Raw genomic sequence first — 22,173 nt, forward strand, 5'->3', positions numbered from 1 at the left:
GAGAAAAAAATGAAGTTTAAGCGTAGTAAACAACAGGGTTTTACACTTTTAGAAGTGATGGTTGTTGTGGTTATCCTAGGTATTTTGGCAAGTTTTGTTGTTCCAAACCTATTGGGTAACAAAGAGAAGGCTGACCAACAAAAAGCGATTACGGACATTGTCGCGTTGGAAAATGCCTTAGATATGTACAAGTTGGATAACAGCGTTTACCCAACAACGGACCAAGGTCTAGAAGCATTGGTTAGTAAGCCATCTAACCCAGAGCCACGCAACTACCGTGATGGTGGTTACATCAAACGTCTTCCTAATGACCCTTGGGGCAACCAGTACCAATACTTAAGCCCAGGTGATAACGGTACAATCGATATCTTCACTCTAGGCGCAGATGGCCAAGAGGGTGGAGAAGGTCCAGCTGCAGATATTGGCAACTGGAACATGCAAGACTTCCAATAATTGAGCCTAAGCCAGCACTAATGAAACAAATGCGAAAACATAACGGTTTTACATTGATAGAAATTCTATTGGTGCTGGTTTTGCTATCTCTTACGGCTGTGGCCGTGATCTCGACGTTACCGACTAGCCAAAAAGATCTTTCCAAACAGTATGCTCAAAGCTTTTTTCAGCGTTTACAGCTGCTCAATGAAGAAGCGGTGCTGAGCGGTAAAGATTTTGGCGTTCGAGTGGATGATACCAAATCGACCTACGCTCTACTGAGTTTAACCTCAGAAGGTTGGCAGCCTCTGAAATTAAAGCAGATTCCGAGCAAAACCAAGCTAGAAGAAGATATTACGCTACAACTCGAGCTCGGAGGTGGTGCTTGGGATAATGATGAGCGCTTATTCAAACCAGGTTCTCTTTTTGATGAAGACATGTTCGCAGAAGAAGAGGACGAAAAGAAAATTCAGCCACCGCAAGTGTTTATCTTTTCCAGCGCCGAAGTCACGCCATTTACCCTGTTTTTTTTTCCGCAAAATGGTGATGCCTTTAATGACGGTTGGCGAGTCATTGGCAAAGAAAGTGGACAAATTTTGTTATTAGCTCCGGGCGAAGAAGTGAAAGAGGATGAGAATGCGCAATTTTAAGCAAGCTCGCCCAAATTTGAGTCATCGCCGGACGAGAGGCATGACCTTACTGGAAGTATTGGTCGCACTGGCAATTTTCGCTACCGCTGCCATCAGTGTCATTCGCTCTGTGAGCCAGCATATTAATACAATCAGTTATCTAGAAGAAAAAATGTTTGCAGCCATGGTTGTGGATAATCAGATGGCAAATGTGATGTTGAATACCGGAGAACTCAAAGCGAAAAACGGCACAGAAGAGCTGGCAGGACGCACTTGGTTCTGGAAAGTCACGCCAGTCGCCACGACGCAGCCATTGCTGAAAGCATTTGATGTGAGCGTCTCGGTAGAGAAAAGCGCGAGCCCTGTAGTAACGGTACGAAGCTATGTGGCGCAATAATCATCTCCGCGCAAACACGCGCCAAAGGGTAAAAGGTTTTACACTTATTGAAGTGTTGGTATCGATTGCCATCTTTGCCAGTTTAAGTGTCGCAGCGTACCAAGTGGTATCGCAAGTACAGCGTAGCAATGCGCTATCACAAGAACGAACCCAACGCTTAAACGAAATTCAGCGTGCCATGGTTATGATGGATAACGATTTTCGTCAAATGGCGATGCGTCAAACACGTACTAATGGTGAAGAGCCTGCTAGCCGGCTAATTTTTTGGTCCGATTACCTGTTGGACTCCGATACTAAAGGGCTGATGTTTGCCCGTTTAGGTTGGCACAATCCTCAGCAGCAGTTCCCTCGTGGAGAAGTAACCAAGGTTGGCTATCGCTTAAAAGAAGAAACACTGCAGCGAGTATGGTGGCGCTATCCTGATACGCCGGTTGGGCAACAAGGTACTGTTACTCCATTGCTAACGCAGGTCGAGTCATTTGATATGCGTTTCTATGATGGTAAGCAATGGAAAAAAGAGTGGGCTGAAGAAAAAGCGCTGCCGAAAGCGGTTTCTGTTGTTCTCACTCTCAAAGACTATGGAGAAATTGCCCGCACTTATCTCACTCCTGATGGCACATTGAGTCAGAAAGAGGAAAGTTCAGGAGACAGCAATAATGGTTAACCGTCAGCGCGGTGTTGCTTTGATTATAGTGTTGATGTTGCTGGCGATTATGGCGACGGTTGCCGCCAGCATGTCGGAACGTTTGTTCTTACAGTTTCAGCGAGGCGCTAATCAAATCAATTACCAGCAAGCGTACTGGTACAGCCTTGGCGTCGAGGCGCTAGCAAAAGTGGGTATCGAACAAAGTTATAAAGACACCGACACGATTAATATGAGTCAACCGTGGGCGATAAAAGAGCAAGTCTATCCGTTAGATTATGGTCAAGCGGCGGGACGAATTAGAGACAAGCAAGCGTGCTTTAATCTAAATGTATTGAGTCGTGTGCAACCAACGGGTCAGCAAATTACAAGACCATATTTAGTGAATGTATTGCAGCGCCTATTAGAAGAGTTGGATGTCGAGCCATATCAAGCAGAAATCATTGCAGACTCTACTTGGGAATACATTGATGCTGATGACTCTGTCCGTTCGACTACTGGGGTTGAAGACAGCACATATGAAGCGATGAAACCTTCCTATTTGGCATCAAATGGTTGGATGGCAGATGCTTCCGAGTTACGGGCTGTCTATCAGGTGAGTGGTGAAATTTTCCAAAAATTGGAGCCGTTGGTCTGTGCATTGCCAAGTGATGACTGGCGTTTAAACGTGAATACGATTGATGTTGAGCAAACTCCGATTTTGGTGGCAATGTTCTCACCAAACTTAAGCAGTAGTGATGCGATTCAGCTAATTGAAAAACGCCCATTTGATGGGTGGGATAGCATTGATGAATTTTTAGCAGAGTCAGAAATGGCTGGCTTAAGTGAAGATGTAAAGAAAAACGCCAAAGGCTATTTGGGTGTGGATAGCGCCTTTTTTGAATTGGATGCACAAGTGTTGGTGGATGAATCACGTGTACGTATCCGAAGCCTTTTGCAAAGTACAAATAGAGAAACGGTGACCGTAGTTCGCCGTCGTTTTGGAGGGATCAGTGAGCGAGTTTCTGACCGTTCGGCTGAGTAGCGAACAACAAAGTACCATTCCTTGGGTGGTGTGGTCGACAGATCAACAGGAAGTGATTGCTAGCGGTGAAATCGCCGGGTGGGAACACTTAGATGAATTGGTCTCATATGCTGGTCAGCGCCAAGTTGTGGCGCTGTTGGCGAGTAATGATGTGGTCCTGACGCAAGTGGATATACCGCCTGGTGCAACACGCCAATTCGAGGCGATGTTACCGTACTTAGTGGAAGACGAAGTTGCTCAGGACGTTGATGGCCTGCACTTTAGCGTGTTGGGTAAACAAGCGGATAAAGCGCAGATTTGCGCAGTTGAACGTGCTTGGATTCAGACTGTACTGCAACGTTTCTCAAGCCAAGGTATCGCCATTAAACGCATTTTACCCGATGTGCTTGCGTTACCGGTTCGTGGAGATCACAGCAGTGCTGCAATGATTGGCGAGCAATGGCTAATTCGTCACTCTGTGACAGAGGGCGCGGTTGTCGACGCTTCTTGGTTAGACCTTTACCTCTCTTCTTATCTACAAAATCATGAAGGTTGGAAGCTCGATTGCTATAGCTCGGTCCCGGAATCTGCGTTACCTGAAATATGGGAGCCGCAACCAGAAGAAATGACGATGGCTTTACTGGCGAAGGGGGTGACAGAAAGCAAAGTCAATTTGCTGACTGGGATCTTCAAGCCGAAATCTTCTTGGGGTAAATACTGGAAGCTCTGGCAAAAAGCCACCATTGCTGCGGGGGTGCTTATCGTTGTCATGGTTGCGCAGCAGTTGCTCGTGGTCCACAAGTACGAAGCACAAGCTCAAGCGTATCGTGAGGAGAGTGAGCGTATTTTCCGCCAAGTGTTCCCAAATAAAAGACGCATTCCTACCGTTAGTTACCTCAAACGACAAATGGATGATGAAGAGCGCCGCTTATCTGGTGGAGGTGGTCAGCAGGCAATGTTGTCATGGTTGGCGGCATTACCCGCGACGCTTGGTCAGGTCAGCGACTTGGAGATCACTAGCTTTAAATACGACGGACAACGTGGCGAAGTACGTATTCAGGCTCGTAGTTCAGACTTCCAACCTTTTGAGCAGGCTCGTGTGAAATTGGCAGAGAAGTTTAATGTTGAGCAAGGTCAGTTGAACCGTAGCGATAACGTTGTGGTTGGCAGCTTTGTTTTGAAGCGTTTGTGAGGTGATGATGAAAAATTTAATTTCTCAAGCTCAGGTTTGGTGGAGCAGCATCTCGCAGCGTGAGCAGCGTTTGGTCATGGGATGTGGCGCTATTGCCGTTATCGGTATTATTTATTGGGGTTTATTACAACCAATGAGTCAACGTGCGGAGCTAGCTCAGTCACGTATTCAAAGTGAAAAGCAGTTGCTAGCTTGGGTACAAGATAAAGCGGATGGCATCACTGCACTGCGAAAAAGCAGCGGTGTGAGCTACTCTAGTCAACCGTTGAATCAGTTAGTTTCTTCTTCAGCTCGTCGTTATAAAGTTGAGTTGATTCGAGTACAACCTCGTAATGAGAGCGTTCAAGTGTGGATCAAACCACTCGCGTTTAATCAACTAGTGGATTGGTTACGTTACTTGAAAGAGCAACAGGGTATTGAAGTCGAATTTTTAGATATCGACCGAACAGAGCAAGCGGGCATGATCGATGTAAACCGCCTTCAGTTTAAGCGAGGTTAAGGTGAAGCGAGCAGTACTTTACGTTGTTATCTTTATCGTCTTTTTTTCAGTCAGTCTTTTAATGGGATTACCAGTCTCTTGGGTGTTACAACAAGCACCAACAGTGAGAGGCCTGGACATTCAAGGAGCCAACGGTTCGGTATGGCAAGGTCAAGCTGCTAGTATTCGTTGGCAGCGCCAGAACCTTGGAGAAGTTAATTGGGATTTCCAATGGTCGAGTCTACTGACAGGTAAAGCTGAGTTTGCTGTGCGCTTTGGTCGTGGTAGTGAAATGGACGTTCGTGGGCGCGGTTTTGTCGGCTATAGCTTAAGTGATGGCCCTTATGCCAAAAACTTAGTTGCCTCGATTCCGGCGGTAAAAGTTGTTGAGCAAGCGCGCCTCCCTGTGCCTGTTGGTGTTGATGGGCAGCTTGAGCTGAATATTCGTCATGCGACTTATGCTGCGCCTTGGTGTAAGAACGGTGAAGGCACTTTAGTATGGAATGCCAGTGGTATTCAAAGCCCCGTTGGCAGCTTAGATCTCGGTCCTGTGATTGCCGATATAAACTGTCAGGATAGTGTATTGACGGCAACTGGTGAGCAGAGCAGCAAACAAGTCTCTGCGGCGTTTTCCGCTGAACTGATGCCTAATCAACGGTACTCAACCAAAGCGTGGTTCAAACCTGGTGCAGAGTTCCCATCCAGCATGGGGGAGCAACTGAAATGGTTGGGTAAGCCGAATGCTCAAGGTCAATATGAGTTTAACTACCAAGGGCGCTTCTAACCTATCGTGACAAAATCCAATATCTTAAAAGAGCTGCTATTGTGCAGCTCTTTTTGCTTTTGGATCATCGTAAGCTAAAACCTCTATTCGCTGTACATTCGATCTTGATTGGGAGTGAATGAAAGTTTAAAGTCATGATTTTTTAAGCGATTTGTTTCTTTTGTTCAGCTTTGCAAGTAACTGGAACATGGTAGGCCAAATACTCCAAGTGCTGTACAGAAGGTCAAAAAGAAAAGGCCACGAAGATATTCGTGGCCTTTCTATTGCTAGAATTTTGTGCTCTAAATTTTACCGATAGGGCGCTTAATCTTTGCGTTGTAAAATCTCATTCCAAGGTAAATCCGCATCACCAAGAACAATAAAATTCGGGTTTTCTAGTGTTTCCCGCTCGTTATATGACAGCGGTTCTAATTGCGTGCTGAGAATACGTCCGCCAGCTTCTTCAACAATGCATTGTGTCGCAGCGGTGTCCCACTCACCTGTTGGACCTAGTCGGAGATAGCAATCTACCGCCCCTTCCGCGACGAGGCATGCTTTCAATGCCGCAGAACCGAGCGGTATTAAGTCGTAATTCCAGGCGCTGCTCATACGGTTAGTAATACGATTGATGTCTTGGCGACGACTAATAGCAATTGCGATGCTTTGCTCTGGCTGTTCGTGTTTGTGTGTATGGATTTTGACGCTGTCCGACATGTCGGGAATTTTCCAGGCGCCTTTGCCATTATAAGCGTAGTAAGTCACGCCAGATACAGGACCGTAAACGACGCCCATGGTTGGTCGATTGTTGTCGACCAACGCGATAATAGTGGCAAAGTCACCACTGCGAGCGATGAATTCTTGAGTACCATCAAGAGGGTCGACTAACCAATAACGTTCCCACTGAGCGCGTTGCTCTAAGCTTATGTCTGCGTCTTCTTCTGACAACACGGGAATGTCAGGCGTCAGATCACTCAAGCGTTCAGTGATGAACTTGTGAGCTGCAATATCTGCACTTGTTACGGGAGTTTCGTCACTTTTGGTGTAGGCCTCGTATTGCTTCTTTTCATATATTTCGAGGATCATTTGCCCAGCACTGCGGGCAATCTCGATGACTTGAGGAAGTAGGTGAGATAGATCTTTTGTCATTGGCATAAGTGATAGTCCTTACTCACAGTGTTATTCGGTTCTAATGACCGTTATTGGTTATGATTGTGAGTGGTGTTTGGTAAGTGTTTCAGTGCCAACATTAGCGCTGTGATGCTTCGTGCTTCACAGAAATCCATGTGAGTTAATAACTCTTCGGCTTGCGCAAGTGGCCAACGCACAATTTCCAGTGGTTCAGGCTCATCGCCTTCTTGCTTCTCTGGATAAAGCGCCTGTCCTAAAAATAGAGTCATTTTGCTCGAAAAGTAAGATGGCGCGAGGATAACTTGTTTCAACGGGGTTAACTGATTGCAGCCAAAGCCGATTTCTTCTTTTAACTCACGATCCGCAGCTTGGTGTGGTGTTTCTCCTGGGTCAATCAGCCCTTTTGGGAAACCTAGCTCGTAACGTTCAGTTCCAGCGGCGTATTCACGCACCAGTAATAAATCGCCTTGTTCTGTTACAGGGACTACCATTACAGCATCTCGTCCACTTGGCTTCATACGCTCATAAGTACGGTGCTCACCATTGGAAAAACGAAGGTCGAGCGCTTCCACAGCAAACAGTTTGGATTTTGCAACCGTCTGGCATGAGAGTATCTCTGGTGGGGTTCGTTTCGGCATGACGCTGGCTCCTTGGTGTCGTTGGCGTTTACGAGATGCGTAAGATTCTTAATATATGAGAACTCCGCCTGAGTTTCTAGCGGATTTTACGAGTCGAGCTAAGCATCTCAGCATCACCTCAGTATCGATACAAAAATGGGAGACCGAAGCCTCCCATTTTCTGACAGTGTTTACTCTTAGTAGTAAGAGTGATCACCACGGTCATGTTCTGTAGCATCACGAACTGCGGTTAGTTCACCAATGAACTGGTTTAGCAGCTCTTTCTCGATGCCTTCTTTTAGTGTTACGTCAACCATAGAACAGCCATTACAACCGCCACCAAATGCAACAATCGCAACACCGTCTTCAGTGATCTCAACCAAGTTTACGTGACCACCGTGGCCAGCAAGTTGTGGGTTCACTTGAGTTTGGATAACGTACTCAACGCGCTCAACCAGTGGTGCGTCGTCCGCAACTTTACGCATTTTAGCGTTAGGTGCTTTTAGCGTTAGCTGAGAGCCCATTTTATCGGTAACAAAATCGATTTCAGCGTCTTCAAGGAATGGCAGGCTTAGCTCATCCACGTAAGCTGAAAAACCGCTGTAAGAGAGTTCAGTGTCGGTCGATTCTACTGCTTCTGGTGGGCAGTAAGACACGCCACACTCAGCGTTTTGTGTACCTGGGTTCACAACGAAAATACGAATGTTAGTGCCTTCAGGTTGTTGACCTAAAAGGTTAGCGAAATGCGTTTGCGCAGTTTCTGTAATAGTAATATTTGACACGACGAATACCCGAGTAAATTTGTAGGTTACTGCTGCTATTCTACTCTTGTTGACGTATGGGTCTAGTCTTTTTGATGCTAAGGCATGGCGAAGCGATCTAGAGAGAACGAGGAGCAGGTGTTCTGCAGATGCAGTAAATATCGATGCTTTCTACGCCAACTTCAAGTAGTAAATGACATAATTGTCGGACGGTACTGCCTGTGGTGACTACATCATCGACGATGGCAACATGGGAATAGTGAGGTTGCTTATTGAGAATAAACGCGCCTTTTAAGTTTTGTTCACGGCTTGTTTTGGTATTACCACGCTGTGATTGGGCGAGCTTTACTCGACGAAAGACCTTCGCATCAAAATTAGTCTGCAATTGCTTGGCGAGGTGTCGGGCTAAAACATCACTTTGATTAAAACCCCGGCGCAGGTAACGCTGCCAGTGCAATGGCACACTGGTAATGATTGGAGCTGGCGTGGTGATGCGCAGTGCCAGTTGCTCGGTTAATGCTTTTACATGCCAAGACTCTCCGTGATCTTTAAAGCGTTGTACTTCCCGTGAAAGGGGAAAGTCGTAATCGCCTAACGTGTATAGCCTTTGCCATGGCGGTGGCTCTGAAAGACATTCACCACAAATACTATCCGTACTCATTTCTTCTTTCTGTAATGATAAACCGCAGCGTTGACATCGTTTTACTGGAGTTAGGTATTTTAAACAGTGCTCGCACCAGCGCAGAGTATTTGTGTGGCTTGGTGTTTGAATAGGGAACCGACACAGGCCGCATTGACTGCTCAATACACGATGCATGATGTTTTGCCAGTGATGAGATAACATAGCGTTTATTCATGGTGATATTTTACTCAGCCTAACGCTTGGCTGAAGCCGTAGGGAATAAAATAAGTGGGAGAGATTGAGAGCATGAGCACGAAATTACACTGGCAGTCATTTGGTCAGGGACCAGATTTGGTGTTACTTCATGGGTGGGGCATGAATGGTGCGGTATGGCAGCAGACAGTCGAGTCTCTTCAACCTTATTTCCGAGTTCATGTGGTTGACCTTCCGGGGTACGGACATAGCGCCGAATCTCATGCTGAAGATTTAGACCATATTGCTAACTTGGTGGTGCAAGGTGCGCCAGAGAAAGCGATTTGGCTTGGTTGGTCCCTCGGAGGTTTAGTGGCGACGCATGTGGCATTAAATATGCCCGAGCGCGTGGCTAAGTTGATTACGGTTGCCAGCTCACCTAAATTTGCCGCAGAAAAACCTTGGCGTGGCATTCAACCGAATGTACTGAGTGCGTTCACCTCTCAGTTGCTAGAAGATTTCTCACTGACCATTGAGCGCTTTATGGCGTTGCAAGCGATGGGCAGCCCATCAGCGCGTAAAGACGTTAAACAGCTCAAGCAAGCGGTACTATCGCGCCCTCAGCCAAACCCTGAATCGCTGTTGGTTGGGCTAAACATCCTTGCTGATGTGGATCTGCGCGATGCGTTGACGTCTCTTTCTGTTCCAATGTTGCGTCTTTATGGCCGTTTAGATGGGTTGGTGCCAATTAAAGTAGCTAACGATTTAAGTGAACAGTTGCCTCATACCCAGCAGTTTGTTTTTAATCAGTCCTCTCATGCGCCTTTTATCACCGAACATGACGAATTTTGTGTTCAAATCCGAGAGTTTGCTCACGATTGAGCAGGTACGAGCGGAAATACCTCAAGTTGTTTAAAAAGTGGTCGATATAAAGGCTGGTGAGGTTTTATTAGCCAATAAAGCTAAGCCATATTGACGAGTTGGGCGACTCTGAGGAGGGTTCGCAATGATTGTGTCACCGACCAACGTAAGTGTGCCACTGATCGCCCCATCCGTGAATGTGCAGACGGAACAAGCAGCTCGCGACAATAAAGTCCGAGAGCCTGTAACGCCAACGGTCGCATTGGCCAAAACCAATGCAGAGCGAAAAGTAAAAGGTGACGACAAGCGCCGACGTCAGTCTTCTTGGGATCCTTCAGAGCATCCTGATTATGATATGGAAACGGAAGTCGACACGCGTTATCAAGAAGAGCCGGAAGATACACTAGAACGGCTTTTTAGTTTGCTTGCGCTCAAATCGTATAGTGAAGACCAGGGGAAAGGCTACGCGATCCGCTTTCGCTTACCAAAGCGCATTTTGGATGCTGCGATCAATGAAGGATTAATGGAAAAGCGCAGGAAGGTGATCAAGTTTCATTATGGTCATGCAGTCGCTCCCCATACCCCGTCAGAAGTGATAGCAGTATTATGACGACTCAATATCCTACTCAAACAAAAACGCTCCAAGCAGGTTGACTGATTGGAGCGTTTTCTTTTTAGTTATGAAAGCTCGTTAGCGGTGAAGCCTAGGTAAGGTTACTTTTTCGCTTTAGCAAACGCTGCAGCAAACGCACCGCCCATCGCGCTGTTCGATGACGAAGCATCACGGCGAGGCTGACGACGCTGCGGTTGGTCATTACGACGTGGCGCTGCTGATGAGCGTTGGCTGCGGTTGTCTTGACCCGGTTCGTCGTTCATACGCATCGATAGACCAATGCGCTTACGCTGCACGTCCACTTCCATCACTTTCACTTTGACGATGTCGCCTGCTTTCACCACTTCACGTGGGTCAGACACATAACGATCTGTCAGTGCAGAAATATGCACAAGACCATCTTGGTGAACGCCGATATCAACGAAGGCACCGAAGTTGGCTACGTTAGACACCACGCCTTCTAGAATCATGCCCGGTTCCAAGTCAGATACCGAGTTTACACCTTCTGCAAAGGTCGCCGTTTTGAATTCTGGACGTGGGTCACGACCCGGCTTATCCAGCTCTTTGATGATGTCTGTAATGGTTGGAACGCCGAAGTTATCGTCGGTGTAATCGACCGCATGCAGACCTTTAAGGAAGCTTGAATCACCAATCAGTGCTTTGATATCTTTGTTGTTCTTCTCAGAAATCGCTTTGACCACTGGGTACGCTTCTGGGTGAACCGCAGACGCATCAAGTGGGTTCTTACCATCCATAATACGCAGGAAGCCCGCACACTGCTCGAACGCCTTAGGACCTAAACGAGGTACTTTCTTCAAGGTTGTACGTGCTTCGAAGCGGCCGTTCTCATCGCGGAAGTCGACAATGTTCTGCGCGATGGTGCTTGATAAGCCTGCTACGCGCGTCAGTAGCGCCGCAGAAGCAGTGTTCACATCAACACCAACCGCGTTTACACAGTCTTCCACAATCGCATCTAGGCGTTTTGCCAACATAGATTGGCTTACATCGTGCTGGTATTGACCCACACCAATAGATTTAGGATCAATTTTCACGAGTTCAGCCAATGGATCTTGCAAACGACGTGCAATCGACACTGCACCACGCAGTGATACGTCCATATTCGGGAACTCTTTTGCTGCAAGCTCAGACGCTGAGTAAACCGATGCACCCGCTTCACTTACGATGATCTTCTGAACTTTCAGGTTGCCACGTTTGATGACGTCTGCGACAAAGCTGTCGGTTTCACGTGAAGCCGTACCGTTACCAATCGCAATCAAATCCACGTTGTACTTACGCACCAACTGCTCAACGATTTGTGCTGACTTGTCGTATTGTTTTTGTGGTGGGTGAGGGTAGATGGTTTCGGTTGCAAGCACTTTACCTGTTGAGTCGACAACCGCGATTTTTGAACCTGTACGCAGACCCGGATCGAGACCAAGTGTTGCACGAGGGCCAGCAGGTGCTGCCATCAACAAGTCTTTTAGGTTAGTGGCGAATACTTCAATCGCTTCGATTTCAGCGCGCTCTTTCATTGCGCCCATTAGCTCGGTTTCCATGTGCATCGATACTTTGATGCGCCATGCCCAGCTGATCACTTGCTTACGCCAGGTATCCGCCGGTGCGCTGCTTAGCGTCACGCCATAATGGTCGGCGATAATCGTTTCGCAGTAAGACTGACGAGCGCCTTCTTCCTGTTCTGGATCAGCATTCATTGCCAATGTCAGGAAGCCTTCGTTACGGCCGCGTAGCATCGCCAGTGCGCGGTGCGATGGCACTTTGCTTAGGGGCTCGTTGTGGTTGAAGTAATCTTTAAACTTCTCGCCTTCTTGCTCTTTGCCTTCAACGACTCGTGAAACCAGTTCCGCATTGCGATTTAAGTGGTTGCGAATTTTTTCCAGTAAGTTTGCGTCTTCTGCGATGCGCTCCATGATGATCGCGCGAGCGCCATCCAATGCAGCTTTGGTGTCTGCGATGCCTTTGTCTGCATCAAGGTATTTGCTTGCTTCGCTTTCTGGCTCGGTTTGTGGATGATTCCAAAGCTGATCTGCGAGTGGTTCAAGACCAGCTTCAATCGCGATCTGACCTTTCGTACGACGCTTGGGTTTGTAAGGTAGGTATAAGTCTTCAAGACGAGTTTTGCTGTCTGCCTGCGCGATCTCTTGTTCTAGCTCTGGCGTCAGTTTGCCTTGCTCTTGGATTGATTTGAGGATGGTTTGACGGCGATCATCCATTTCACGAAGGTAAGACAGACGGCTGTCCAAAGTACGAAGCTGGGTATCATCAAGGCCCCCCGTCACCTCTTTGCGGTAACGTGCAATAAAAGGGACAGTGTTGCCATCATCAATTAGGGTGACAGCGGCGTTGACTTGCTCTGGGCGAACATTCAGTTCTTGAGCAATCATGCGACAGATAGCTTGGCTCATCCGTGTTTTCTCTTTTAATTCAGTTTTGGTTGTATAGAACATTGGGGTCGTTCGAAGAATTTGCAATGTTTTAAATTAACGAGGCAAAAATTTACCGGGCGCTGGTGGACATCAGTCATATTTATGTCAAAACTGTAATTAAATTGAGAACTTATATCCGCAGTTATCGACTAACCTAATTCCACGGTTGTTGATATCACTAAATGTACCTCGGCTTATACGGATAATCATGATGAAAAAAATGTCTTTGGCGTTAGCGCTTACGAGTGCCTTACTTGCCGCCCCGCTTAGTTGGGCGCAGTCTATCTCAGGAACCACACAAGCTCCCGTTTATCAGCTCGATAACAAATTGGTACTAGGGCGTGTGGAGAGCGTCTACTACAGTGACATTCCGGAACTAAAAGCAGTGCCATTTATTGGCAAGATTGATACTGGTGCAGATACGACATCGATGCATGCGGAGAATATCCATGTCAGTAGCTCACACCCAGATTACCAAGATTTGAAAGATAACGAGTTACTTTGGGCGATTGTCGATGACTTAGGTGGTACGAAGGCAAAGTGGGACGCCGACAGCTTTAAGCCATATCAAGTAAAGGTTAGCTTTACGGTTCCTCACCCTTATACAGGGAAGGAAATACAGATTACCGATGATCTGGAAAGAGTGAGCGCGATTCGCAGTCGAACAAGCAAAAAGCCCATCCTACGCCCGACAATAAAAATGCCGATGACAATCGCTGGTCACACCGTTGATACGGAAGTGAACCTGACCAAGCGTACGCAATTCTCTTCTCCTATCTTGATTGGTAAAACTTATCTCGATGATAACGCATGGGTCTTCGCTGGTTACGATTATCTTCAAGAACAGCCAAGCGCAAAAATGATTGGCAAAAAAGAGACGGTTGAAGTCGAAGGTGTGCCATATAAGATCAGCATCTCAACTTCTAGCCGTTATACCAACGTCCATGCACTGGACATCAAGGTAGACAAAAAGCATAACGAAGTCTCTTTTATGTTAGAGGGCGAGAATGGCAAGCGTCATCCAATGACATTACCCTTGGTACGAATGCTGAAAACGACCAAAAGCGATCGCCCTTTAGTCTATTTACCCGTCAAAGTCGGCGAAAATGAAACTCAACGTTGGTTGGTGTATCTGCGTGATCGCAGTAAGTTCAGTTCGCAAATTCGCTTAGGTCGGGACGTCGCGAGTCAGCACTTTGTTATTGATACGGACAGAGAAAATCTACTGGGTGGCGTAGAAAAAACGTTCAAAAGCGCACTCAAATCAAAACCTCTTGTCGTTTCACCAGAAGAACAGGTCACCATTGATGGTTATACCGTCCCTGCTTACCCCACTTTTACTGTGAAAACGCCATTACTGCGTGTAAATGGGTTTGAAGTAACAGAAAAAGGTAAGGATGAATCCGTCACGTTTTATTTAATGAACGATGAGGGGAAAGAAGAAAAAATCACCAAACCAGTGTTGAAAAAGCTCAAGGTTGGCAGCGCGGTTCGCCCTGTTGTCGAAGGAGACTTTCTTCTCGGTAGAAAAGACACATCAATGAAGTTTGCGCTCGATGTGCTTGATGAGGGTGACACTCAACCCTTTTTCGTCTTTGGTCATGACATAGCCAAGGGTGGTGTGTTGCTGAACACTCGCGTAGACCATCTACTAGATGCAAGGCCACTTTTCAAAGCTGGCCATATCGAAGTAGCTGAAGTTGAGGGGATGTCTTTCCCTGTGAAGTTAGACACGGGTGCAGATGTAAGCTCAATCAATGCTAAGAACATCAAGCAGTTTAAGAAAGACGGCAAAGACATGGTGAGCTTTACCTATGAGAACGATCTTGGCATGAAACAGGCGTTTACCAAGCCTGTTGTTGATGTCATGCGTATTAAAGCTAAGAAAGGCGAGAAAGCGAACGTACGCCCTGTGGTTGAAATGCATGTTAAGCTTGGCGAATTAGAGAAGAAGATCCGAGTCAACTTACAGGACCGAGGTCGCTTCCATTACAGCATGATTTTAGGTAAAAACTTCCTAAAACATGGCGCGGTTGTTTCGAGTGATACGAATTACATCGTGACGCAAAAACCGGATTACGAAAAGTAACACTCTGGCCGCCTTATCACCTTGATACCCAAAGCCTGAACAACATTGGATCTTTGGGTATATCATCTCCTTAATGCTGCCAAAGAGCAGCATTTTTTAGTTGAGATAGGAGTTAATTTGAAAACTAAGCTGATTACACGAGAAGGTTACAACAAACTCAAACAAGAGCATGATTACCTTTGGAATGAAAAGCGCCCGGAAATCACCAAGATCGTCACTTGGGCTGCGAGCCTGGGCGATCGCTCAGAAAATGCGGATTACACCTTCAATAAACGTTTACTCCGTCAGATCGACCGTCGTGTCCGCTTCCTTCGTAAATTCCTGCCAGAAGTCACGATCGTTGACTATTCTCCGCAACAAGAAGGCAAAGTCTTTTTTGGTGCATGGGTGGAAATAGAAAATGAGGCAGGAGAAGTGAAAAAGTTTCGTATTGTCGGGCCTGAAGAGATTTATGGCGATGCGAAAGACTACATCTCTATCGATTCACCTATGGCGCGAGCGATGTTGAAAAAACAAGTGGATGAAGAGTTCACGGTACGCACCCCAGAAGGTGAAAAAGAGTGGTTCATCAACTCAATTGAATACACTCAACCGGCCTCAGAAGACTGAGGCTTTATCACCGATTCAAGTCTCATGAAGTTCACTAGAAGTGACTTGGGTCTCAACGTCAGAATATTTGGTATAAAGGCATGGTGCCTTTCTCGGAGAAGTAAAATGAACAAAGCAGTCATGTGTAGTGCTGCACTAACAATAGGTTTCTCACTTTCAGTTTTTGCTCAAGATGAAGTGAAAGGCTGTGACGCTAAAGAGTTAGCGGTAGAGCAGCAGCTTGAGTATGCAAAAGCGCAAGGTAATGAGCATCGCATTAAAGGCTTGGAGCAAGCACTTTCCGCTATCCAGAATGAATGCTCGGAAGGTGAGCTGCGCCAAGAGCTGCAAGCAGAAGTGGAAGAAAAGACTAAAGAAGTTGAGGAGCGAGAGGAAGAATTAGTCGAAGCTCAGCATTCAGGGAAAGCAGACAAAATTGAGAAAAAACGTCACAAGCTGGCTGAGGCACAGCAAGAGCTGCTTGAGGCCAAACGTGAACTGGAATGGAATTATGGTCAATAGTAGGTGCTGAAAATACCTGCTAGAGAGAGAATAAAGCGCTTAAGATAAAAAGAGTAACAATTTGCTTGAGCACGTTAGGAAAAACAGTGATACATTTTCGACAATAGACGCTTCTGAAAGGATGTTTCAATGCAAGAAAATCATAAAATTTTAGTGGTTGATGACGATGCTCGTTTACGTGCTCTATTGGAGCGTTACCTTTCTGAGCAAGGTTTTCAGGTACGAAGTGTCGCCAATGGCGAACAGATGGATCGCCTACTAACGCGCGAAAACTTTCACTTAATGGTGCTGGACCTAATGTTGCCAGGTGAAGACGGTTTGTCAATTTGTCGTCGTCTACGCCACGCGAACAATATGTTGCCAATCTTAATGCTCACCGCGAAAGGTGATGAAGTGGACCGCATCGTAGGTCTTGAGGTAGGGGCGGATGATTATTTGCCAAAACCGTTTAACCCACGCGAATTATTGGCTCGCATCAAGGCCGTATTACGACGCCAAACCGTAGAGTTGCCGGGTGCACCAAGCACGGAAGAAAAAGTGGTGGAGTTCGGGGAATTCCGACTCAATCTAGGCACTCGCGAGATGTTCCGCGGTGATGAGGCAATGCCACTCACCTCTGGAGAGTTTGCTGTTCTAAAGGCGCTCGTGATGAATGCACGTGAGCCAATGTCACGAGACAAATTGATGAACATGGCGCGTGGCCGTGAATATTCTGCAATGGAACGTTCTATTGACGTACAAATCTCACGTTTACGTCGCATGTTAGAAGACGATCCGAGCAAGCCGCGCTACATTCAAACCGTATGGGGCCTAGGTTATGTTTTCGTCCCAGACGGCAAAGAGGTGTAACCTCTTCACTCCATAGCCAGCACTTGGCTATAGCAACTTCAGCCTTCATTACCTTCCCTTTGAAGGCTGAAATTTCGCGATTAGGACCACTAGGAACGTTCCATGCGCATCCGAAGTTCACTGACACAATCTATTCTGCTGTTCATCTCTTTGCTTCTCGCGAGCCAAGTTTTCTCTTACTACGCCGTTTTTAACTACGCGTTGATGCCGAGTTTGCAGCAGTTCAATAAAATTCTCGCCCATGAGCTCAATTTGGTGCTTGATGATGAAGGACCTTTAAAGTCTGATGCACCGTTAAGGCGTCAATTGTTAGAAAGATTAGGGGTGACGGTTCATAGTCTCGATAGCGATAAGGCGATTGAATTTCATCACGCAATGTCGATTGATTTGATGTCTGAAGAAATGAGCCAAGAGCTGGGTTCGCCCACAGAAGTGCGCTTATTGCTTGGCGATGAAAGTTACATTTTGTGGATGCACATCGAAAAGTTGCCGAACTCCATCATTCGTATTCCGTTATCTGAGCTGCAAGAAGAAGATTTTGCCCCGCTGTTTCGTAACAGCTTGATTATGGCGCTGCTGATCATTGCAGGTGGTTGGTTGTTTATTCGTTTGCAAAACCGTCCACTTTTGGCTTTAGAGAGAGCCGCGAAAGACGTCGGTCGAGGTGAGATCCCGCCCCCCTTAGCAGAGAAAGGCGCATCGGAGATTCGCTCTGTAACTCGAGCCTTTAATCAAATGTCGAAAGGTATTCAAGAGCTAGAAGAAGACCGAGCCTTATTAATGGCAGGGATTAGCCATGACTTACGAACACCTCTGACGCGTATTCGCCTAGCGACAGAAATGATGTCTCCTGAGGACAGCTATCTTGCGGAGGGGATCATTAGCGATACGGAAGAATGTAATGAGATCATCAGTCAGTTTATGGATTACCTCAAACCGGTGAACCAAGAATCGTTTGAAGCGGTTGATATCAGTACGATTGCCAGTGACGTCGCCAGTTCTGAAGGTGGTTATGAGGTTGAAATTGAAACAGATCTTAATCTTAACTTGCCGCCAGCCAAAGGAAGCGCGATTGCGATTAAGCGGGCGATCAGTAACTTAGTTGTGAATGCGCTACGCTATGGCAATGGCTGGGTCAAAATCAGCACTGGTGTGACAGCAGATAAGCAGCTAGTGTGGATTTCAGTAGAGGACAACGGACCGGGTATCGAGCATTCCCAAATCGCGAGGTTATTTGAACCCTTTACGCGTGGTGACACCGCTCGCGGTAGTGAAGGCACTGGGCTCGGGTTGGCGATTGTGAAGCGTATAATCAGCCAGCATTCAGGTTCTGTGGTGATGCGTAATCGCAGTGAAGGCGGTTTAATCGCTCAAATCAGCTTTCCTACCAAGTAAGTCGATGGCCCGCACCCTTTAAAACAAAAAGCCCAACCTAAATAGGTTGGGCTTTTCTTATTCTCAATAATCTTAAGACTCTTTCACTTCCTGAGGAAGTTCATCTTCGTCTTCCAGTTTCTCTGGCAGAAGTAGATTTAAAATGATCGCTGTGATGCCACCTGCTGCAACACCAGTTGAGAAAATACTCTTAATAAATTCTGGCATAAATTGCAGGATCTCTGGTTTTTGTGCGATACCAAGTCCCATTGAGAAGGATAAGGCCATGATCAGAATTGCGCGGCGATCGAGCTCAACACGAGAGATAATACGCACACCAGCGGCAGCAATCGTACCAAACATGACAATCGTTGCGCCGCCAAGTACTGGCTCAGGAATCAGCTGAACAAAGCTAGCGACGCCAGGAAACAAGCCAAGAATCACTAACATGCCAGAAATAAAGTAACCCACGTAGCGGCTCGCGACTCCTGTTAGCATGATGATGCCGTTATTCTGGCTAAACGTTGAGTTCGGGAAGCTGTTGAAAACGGCTGCGATTGCAGAGTTTAAGCCGTCTGCTAACACACCGCCCTTAATGCGTTTCATGTACACTGGGCCTTTTACTGGCTCACCAGACACTTCAGATGTTGCGGTAATATCACCGATGGCTTCTAGTGCGGTAATAAAGAAAATCAGTACCAGCGGAATGAACAGAGACCAGTCAAACGATAAGCCATATTGCATTGGTACGGGCAGTGCTACGATCTCGGTTGCGCCTAGCTGAGAAGTATCTACCATCCCCATAAAATACGCCATGATGTAACCCACTAGCATCGCAATCACGATTGAAGCCACACGGATGTATGGATTTTTCGAGCGGTTTAAAATCACAATTAATCCAAGTACCGTCCCAGCCAGAGCAAGTTTGTCTAAGCTGCCGAAGGTTCCTTCATTTAATGCTGCGTAGCCACCGCCCATTGATACTAAGCCGACTTGAATCAGTGTGAGACCGATAAGAGTGACGACGATGCCTGAAACGAGCGGAGTGATGATTCGGCGGGCATGCTCCAATACGCGAGATAGGAAAATTTCTGCAAATGATGCGACTAAAATCGTACCAAAAATGGCAGCCATCATGGTGCTGATGTCTGCTCCACCGGCTTTCAGCGATAGGCCTGCACCAATAATAGGACCTAAAAAGTTAAAGCTGGTACCTTGAACAGAGAGTAAACCAGAGCCAATTGGGCCAATGGTGCGAATTTGAATAAACGAAGACACGCCTGACGCAAACAAAGACATGCTGATGATGGTGTTCGTTTGGTCTGCTGGTACACCCAAAGACTGACAGATGATCAGTGAAGGAGTGATAACCGCGACGAACATCGCCAATAAGTGCTGAAGTGCGGCAAAAATGGTTTGAGGCAAAGGTGGTCGATCGTTGAGTTGATAGACCAGTTCCGAAGATCGGTTTGAAGTTGTCATTGTTTGTCTCGCTAGTCGCAATATGTCCCTAGTTCTCGCTGAATGGGAGAGCAGGGTGGAGTTGACGTCGTTACCTGTGATTGCTGTTAATCAGAGTCAACTCAGGTTGGTGGAGTGTGATCTAACACACTTAAAAATTTGTGCGCGATTATAGAGAGATTTACTCAAAAAGCAAACGTTTGCTTTGTTTTTGACGCATTAAAAAACGAGCCATTTGGCTCGCTTTCAATCATTACGCTTTGGAGTAAATATCCCGCTCACCCAACCAGCGATCGATAATCGCTGTTGCGTTAGACGGGTAATTGTCATGAATATGACGCGCAATGCGCTGAACTTCGGGAATCAGACGTTGATCTCGAACTAGGTCTGCGATTTTGAAATCAGCAAGACCTGTCTGCTTTGTACCCAATAGTTCTCCAGGGCCACGAATTTCTAGGTCTTTCTGCGCAATGACGAAGCCATCGTTACTTTCACGTAGTACTCCGAGGCGTTTTTGCGCGGTTTTTGACAGCGGAGAGTGGTACAGCAGCACACAATGGCTAGCAACGGAACCTCGGCCCACGCGACCTCTTAACTGGTGTAATTGTGCCAAACCAAGACGTTCAGGGTTTTCTATGATCATCAAGCTAGAGTTTGGCACATCCACACCAACTTCAATTACTGTCGTTGCGACCAGCAAATGCAGTTTATTGTCTTTGAAATCTTGCATCACCGCTTGTTTCTCTGCCGGCTTCATTCGTCCGTGTACTAGACCAATTTTTACGTCCGGCAGTTTACGTTGAAGCTCTTCTGCGGTATCTGCCGCGGCTTGCGCTTCTAGTACTTCCGATTCATCAATCAGGGTACACACCCAATATGCCTGCTTGCCTTCGTTTAAGCAGGCATTTCGGACACGCTCGACGATGTCGTCACGTTTTGTATCAGGAATGGCAACGGTTTGAATCGGCGTTCGACCCGGTGGTAGCTCGTCAATCACGGAAGTTTCCAGATCGGCGTAAGCGGTCATCGCTAAGGTTCGAGGAATAGGCGTCGCCGTCATGATCAACTGATGAGGATAAGCGCCTTGTTTTGCGCCTTTTTCACGCAATTCTAATCGCTGATGGACACCGAAGCGGTGTTGTTCATCAATGATGACCAAAGCAAGGTGATGAAATTCAACGTGCTCTTGGAATAGCGCGTGAGTACCCACTACCATTTGCGCTTCACCACTGGCAATACGAGCCAGCTCGGCTTCCTTTGCCTTACCTTTGAGTTTGCCCGCTAACCAACCGACTTGAATGCCCATTCTCTCAAACCAGTTTGCGAAGTTGATAGCGTGTTGCTCGGCCAATAGTTCGGTTGGCGCCATGAGTGCCACCTGATGGCCATGCTCAATGGCTCTAACTGCGGCCAAAGCGGCAACCAACGTTTTCCCTGAACCAACATCGCCTTGCACTAATCGCATCATTGGGTGCGGTTTTTCTAGATCGGCTTCAATCTCTTGTGCGACTCGGGTTTGAGCGTTTGTAGGAGAGAAAGGCAGTTGGGCTAAAAGCTGCGTTTTTAGTTTATTACAAGGACCGAGAGGTAGCGCTGAATCCTTCTGACCTTTGCTACGCACCGCCAGCATCGATAAGTTTTGTGCGAGCAATTCTTCCATGATCAAGCGGATTTGGGCAGGATGTTTGCCTTCGTCAAACTCATCTAAATTAATGGTTGGTGGTGGGCGATGAATGGTGTGCAGCGCTTGCGACATCGTGATTTGATGGTCATACAACCCCGCTGGAAGTAATTCCTGCACTGCGGTTTTATCAAGCAGGGCTAAAGCTTGTTCGGTAAGGTTGCGTAATGTGATTTGACGCAATCCATCGGTGGTGGGATAAACAGGGGTTAAGCTCTGTTCTACATCGGGCTTTTGCTCGCTGACGTAAAACTTGTAGTCAGGATGAACAATTTCCAAACCCATGCCACCGCGCTTAATTTCACCGTAAGCATGCACTAACTTACCTTGCGTGAAATTGTTCTTCATGGCTGCGGTAAAGTTGAAAAAGCGCAGCGTGATAGTGCCATTACCGTCGCTGATTTTTACCGTTAGCATTTTGCGCTTACCGAAGATAGTGTCGACTGTCATGACCTTACCTTGCACGGCCGCCCAAAGGCCAGCATGCAGTTTGGCAATAGGGTAAATACGAGTACGATCTTCGTAGCGTAACGGAAGGTGAAACAGCAAATCTTGAACGCTATGTAAGCCAACTTTGGCGAGTTTTTCTGCGACTTTCGCGCCAACTCCAGAAAGGGAGGTTAATGGGACGGCAGATAACATTTGGGCGGACATAGAGGGCTCAAGAAAATGGTTAACATTGCAGTATGTTAACCATGGAGCTGTGTTTTTGTACAGGAAAAAATAGTCATGCTTTAGTTAGTGTCATGATTTGACTGATAAACTATAGTTCCGAGGAACTTTAGCGACATCAGGAGCCTATTTCCAACAAGTATGTCGCTGAAGTTAACACTA

Annotated in this window: 22 protein-coding genes; 15 read left to right on the forward strand and 7 right to left on the reverse strand. The window is 46.8% G+C overall.

The features are described from left to right. Positions 1–9: 9 nt before the first annotated feature. From gspG to R7Z50_RS15855, 8 genes are read left to right on the forward strand one after another with little or no spacing between them, the layout of a single operon-like run. Complete coding sequence (gene gspG, locus R7Z50_RS15820; protein WP_005379298.1) at positions 10–453, forward strand: type II secretion system major pseudopilin GspG; 444 nt, start codon at positions 10–12, stop codon at positions 451–453. A 29-nt stretch (positions 454–482) separates the two neighbouring features. After that, a complete protein-coding gene (locus R7Z50_RS15825; protein WP_318149148.1) occupies positions 483–1,082 on the forward strand; it encodes a prepilin-type N-terminal cleavage/methylation domain-containing protein in 600 nt (199 codons plus the stop codon). Continuing rightward, positions 1,069–1,458: a type II secretion system minor pseudopilin GspI gene (gspI, locus tag R7Z50_RS15830; RefSeq protein WP_017635009.1), complete on the forward strand. Its 390-nt coding sequence runs from the start codon at positions 1,069–1,071 to the stop codon at positions 1,456–1,458. The genes R7Z50_RS15825 and gspI overlap by 14 nt, the downstream gene beginning before the upstream one ends. Beyond that, a complete protein-coding gene (gspJ, locus tag R7Z50_RS15835) occupies positions 1,445–2,122 on the forward strand; it encodes a type II secretion system minor pseudopilin GspJ (protein WP_132936677.1) in 678 nt (225 codons plus the stop codon). The genes gspI and gspJ overlap by 14 nt, the downstream gene beginning before the upstream one ends. Continuing rightward, the gene (gspK, locus tag R7Z50_RS15840) at positions 2,115–3,125 is read left to right on the forward strand and encodes a type II secretion system minor pseudopilin GspK (RefSeq protein ID WP_005382999.1); all 1,011 of its coding nucleotides are present in this window, start codon (positions 2,115–2,117) and stop codon (positions 3,123–3,125) included. The genes gspJ and gspK overlap by 8 nt, the downstream gene beginning before the upstream one ends. Further along, positions 3,094–4,296: a type II secretion system protein GspL gene (gspL, locus tag R7Z50_RS15845; protein WP_053303405.1), complete on the forward strand. Its 1,203-nt coding sequence runs from the start codon at positions 3,094–3,096 to the stop codon at positions 4,294–4,296. Before gspK ends, gspL begins: the two co-directional genes overlap by 32 nt. A gap of 7 nt (positions 4,297–4,303) precedes the next feature. Beyond that, complete coding sequence (locus R7Z50_RS15850) at positions 4,304–4,795, forward strand: type II secretion system protein M (RefSeq protein WP_005383002.1); 492 nt, start codon at positions 4,304–4,306, stop codon at positions 4,793–4,795. Between the two features lies 1 nt (position 4,796). Next, positions 4,797–5,558: a type II secretion system protein N gene (locus tag R7Z50_RS15855; RefSeq protein WP_017635007.1), complete on the forward strand. Its 762-nt coding sequence runs from the start codon at positions 4,797–4,799 to the stop codon at positions 5,556–5,558. A gap of 303 nt (positions 5,559–5,861) precedes the next feature. On the opposite strand, the gene cysQ is transcribed toward R7Z50_RS15855, so the two are convergent. From cysQ to R7Z50_RS15875, 4 genes are all read right to left on the reverse strand, one after another. After that, positions 5,862–6,689 (reverse strand): 3'(2'),5'-bisphosphate nucleotidase CysQ, encoded by an 828-nt coding sequence (cysQ, locus tag R7Z50_RS15860; protein ID WP_005379308.1) that lies wholly within the window; start codon positions 6,687–6,689, stop codon positions 5,862–5,864. Between the two features lie 44 nt (positions 6,690–6,733). After that, positions 6,734–7,303, reverse strand: a complete 570-nt coding sequence (gene nudE / locus R7Z50_RS15865) for an ADP compounds hydrolase NudE (protein ID WP_065275013.1) — start codon at positions 7,301–7,303, stop codon at positions 6,734–6,736. A gap of 176 nt (positions 7,304–7,479) precedes the next feature. Then, entirely contained in the window at positions 7,480–8,064 is a 585-nt protein-coding gene (gene nfuA / locus R7Z50_RS15870) for a Fe-S biogenesis protein NfuA (protein WP_005379313.1), read from the reverse strand. 97 nt (positions 8,065–8,161) lie between these two features. Then, complete coding sequence (locus R7Z50_RS15875; protein WP_215810582.1) at positions 8,162–8,887, reverse strand: ComF family protein; 726 nt, start codon at positions 8,885–8,887, stop codon at positions 8,162–8,164. Positions 8,888–8,971: 84 nt separating this feature from the next. Between R7Z50_RS15875 and bioH the strand changes: the two genes are divergently transcribed. Together bioH and R7Z50_RS15885 are read left to right on the forward strand one after the other, a co-directional pair. Next, entirely contained in the window at positions 8,972–9,739 is a 768-nt protein-coding gene (gene bioH, locus R7Z50_RS15880; RefSeq protein WP_005384724.1) for a pimeloyl-ACP methyl ester esterase BioH, read from the forward strand. Positions 9,740–9,863: 124 nt separating this feature from the next. Further along, complete coding sequence (locus R7Z50_RS15885; protein WP_005379316.1) at positions 9,864–10,328, forward strand: hypothetical protein; 465 nt, start codon at positions 9,864–9,866, stop codon at positions 10,326–10,328. Between the two features lie 104 nt (positions 10,329–10,432). Here R7Z50_RS15885 and R7Z50_RS15890 read toward each other — a convergent pair whose 3' ends face one another. Then, entirely contained in the window at positions 10,433–12,754 is a 2,322-nt protein-coding gene (locus tag R7Z50_RS15890; protein WP_318149149.1) for a Tex family protein, read from the reverse strand. Positions 12,755–12,983: 229 nt separating this feature from the next. Here R7Z50_RS15890 and R7Z50_RS15895 point away from each other — a divergent pair, with 229 nt between their 5' ends. The 5 genes from R7Z50_RS15895 to envZ all read left to right on the forward strand — a co-directional run bounded on the left by R7Z50_RS15895 (position 12,984) and on the right by envZ (position 18,218). Further along, a complete protein-coding gene (locus R7Z50_RS15895; RefSeq protein WP_114139494.1) occupies positions 12,984–14,864 on the forward strand; it encodes an ATP-dependent zinc protease in 1,881 nt (626 codons plus the stop codon). Between the two features lie 117 nt (positions 14,865–14,981). Then, on the forward strand, positions 14,982–15,473 hold the full coding sequence (gene greB / locus R7Z50_RS15900) for a transcription elongation factor GreB (protein WP_005379321.1): 492 nt from the start codon (positions 14,982–14,984) through the stop codon (positions 15,471–15,473). A 105-nt stretch (positions 15,474–15,578) separates the two neighbouring features. Beyond that, positions 15,579–15,974, forward strand: a complete 396-nt coding sequence (locus tag R7Z50_RS15905; protein ID WP_017635004.1) for a DUF1090 domain-containing protein — start codon at positions 15,579–15,581, stop codon at positions 15,972–15,974. 129 nt (positions 15,975–16,103) lie between these two features. Continuing rightward, positions 16,104–16,823 (forward strand): two-component system response regulator OmpR, encoded by a 720-nt coding sequence (ompR, locus tag R7Z50_RS15910; protein ID WP_005379333.1) that lies wholly within the window; start codon positions 16,104–16,106, stop codon positions 16,821–16,823. A 102-nt stretch (positions 16,824–16,925) separates the two neighbouring features. Then, on the forward strand, positions 16,926–18,218 hold the full coding sequence (envZ, locus tag R7Z50_RS15915; RefSeq protein ID WP_017820700.1) for a two-component system sensor histidine kinase EnvZ: 1,293 nt from the start codon (positions 16,926–16,928) through the stop codon (positions 18,216–18,218). 72 nt (positions 18,219–18,290) lie between these two features. Here envZ and R7Z50_RS15920 read toward each other — a convergent pair whose 3' ends face one another. After that, the gene (locus R7Z50_RS15920) at positions 18,291–19,679 is read right to left on the reverse strand and encodes a uracil-xanthine permease family protein (protein ID WP_047103752.1); all 1,389 of its coding nucleotides are present in this window, start codon (positions 19,677–19,679) and stop codon (positions 18,291–18,293) included. Positions 19,680–19,911: 232 nt separating this feature from the next. After that, positions 19,912–21,993: an ATP-dependent DNA helicase RecG gene (gene recG, locus R7Z50_RS15925; RefSeq protein ID WP_065275016.1), complete on the reverse strand. Its 2,082-nt coding sequence runs from the start codon at positions 21,991–21,993 to the stop codon at positions 19,912–19,914. Positions 21,994–22,173: the final 180 nt, after the last annotated feature.

It is taken from the genome of Vibrio sp. 1249-1 (genome assembly GCF_033340495.1).

What these genes read in the sequence shown, in the direction of transcription:
- gspI (WP_017635009.1), top strand. Translation starts at nt 1,069, where the DNA reads ATGCGCAATTTTAAGCAAGCTCGCCCAAATTTGAGTCATCGCCGGACG.
- ompR (WP_005379333.1), top strand. Translation starts at nt 16,104, where the DNA reads ATGCAAGAAAATCATAAAATTTTAGTGGTTGATGACGATGCTCGTTTA.
- recG (WP_065275016.1), bottom strand. Translation starts at nt 21,993, where the DNA reads ATGTCCGCCCAAATGTTATCTGCCGTCCCATTAACCTCCCTTTCTGGA.
- R7Z50_RS15920 (WP_047103752.1), bottom strand. Translation starts at nt 19,679, where the DNA reads ATGACAACTTCAAACCGATCTTCGGAACTGGTCTATCAACTCAACGAT.
- R7Z50_RS15895 (WP_114139494.1), top strand. Translation starts at nt 12,984, where the DNA reads ATGATGAAAAAAATGTCTTTGGCGTTAGCGCTTACGAGTGCCTTACTT.
- nudE (WP_065275013.1), bottom strand. Translation starts at nt 7,303, where the DNA reads ATGCCGAAACGAACCCCACCAGAGATACTCTCATGCCAGACGGTTGCA.
- R7Z50_RS15825 (WP_318149148.1), top strand. Translation starts at nt 483, where the DNA reads ATGCGAAAACATAACGGTTTTACATTGATAGAAATTCTATTGGTGCTG.
- gspK (WP_005382999.1), top strand. Translation starts at nt 2,115, where the DNA reads ATGGTTAACCGTCAGCGCGGTGTTGCTTTGATTATAGTGTTGATGTTG.
- R7Z50_RS15885 (WP_005379316.1), top strand. Translation starts at nt 9,864, where the DNA reads ATGATTGTGTCACCGACCAACGTAAGTGTGCCACTGATCGCCCCATCC.
- R7Z50_RS15905 (WP_017635004.1), top strand. Translation starts at nt 15,579, where the DNA reads ATGAACAAAGCAGTCATGTGTAGTGCTGCACTAACAATAGGTTTCTCA.
- envZ (WP_017820700.1), top strand. Translation starts at nt 16,926, where the DNA reads ATGCGCATCCGAAGTTCACTGACACAATCTATTCTGCTGTTCATCTCT.
- cysQ (WP_005379308.1), bottom strand. Translation starts at nt 6,689, where the DNA reads ATGCCAATGACAAAAGATCTATCTCACCTACTTCCTCAAGTCATCGAG.
- R7Z50_RS15850 (WP_005383002.1), top strand. Translation starts at nt 4,304, where the DNA reads ATGAAAAATTTAATTTCTCAAGCTCAGGTTTGGTGGAGCAGCATCTCG.
- R7Z50_RS15890 (WP_318149149.1), bottom strand. Translation starts at nt 12,754, where the DNA reads ATGAGCCAAGCTATCTGTCGCATGATTGCTCAAGAACTGAATGTTCGC.
- gspJ (WP_132936677.1), top strand. Translation starts at nt 1,445, where the DNA reads ATGTGGCGCAATAATCATCTCCGCGCAAACACGCGCCAAAGGGTAAAA.
- R7Z50_RS15875 (WP_215810582.1), bottom strand. Translation starts at nt 8,887, where the DNA reads ATGTTATCTCATCACTGGCAAAACATCATGCATCGTGTATTGAGCAGT.
- gspG (WP_005379298.1), top strand. Translation starts at nt 10, where the DNA reads ATGAAGTTTAAGCGTAGTAAACAACAGGGTTTTACACTTTTAGAAGTG.
- bioH (WP_005384724.1), top strand. Translation starts at nt 8,972, where the DNA reads ATGAGCACGAAATTACACTGGCAGTCATTTGGTCAGGGACCAGATTTG.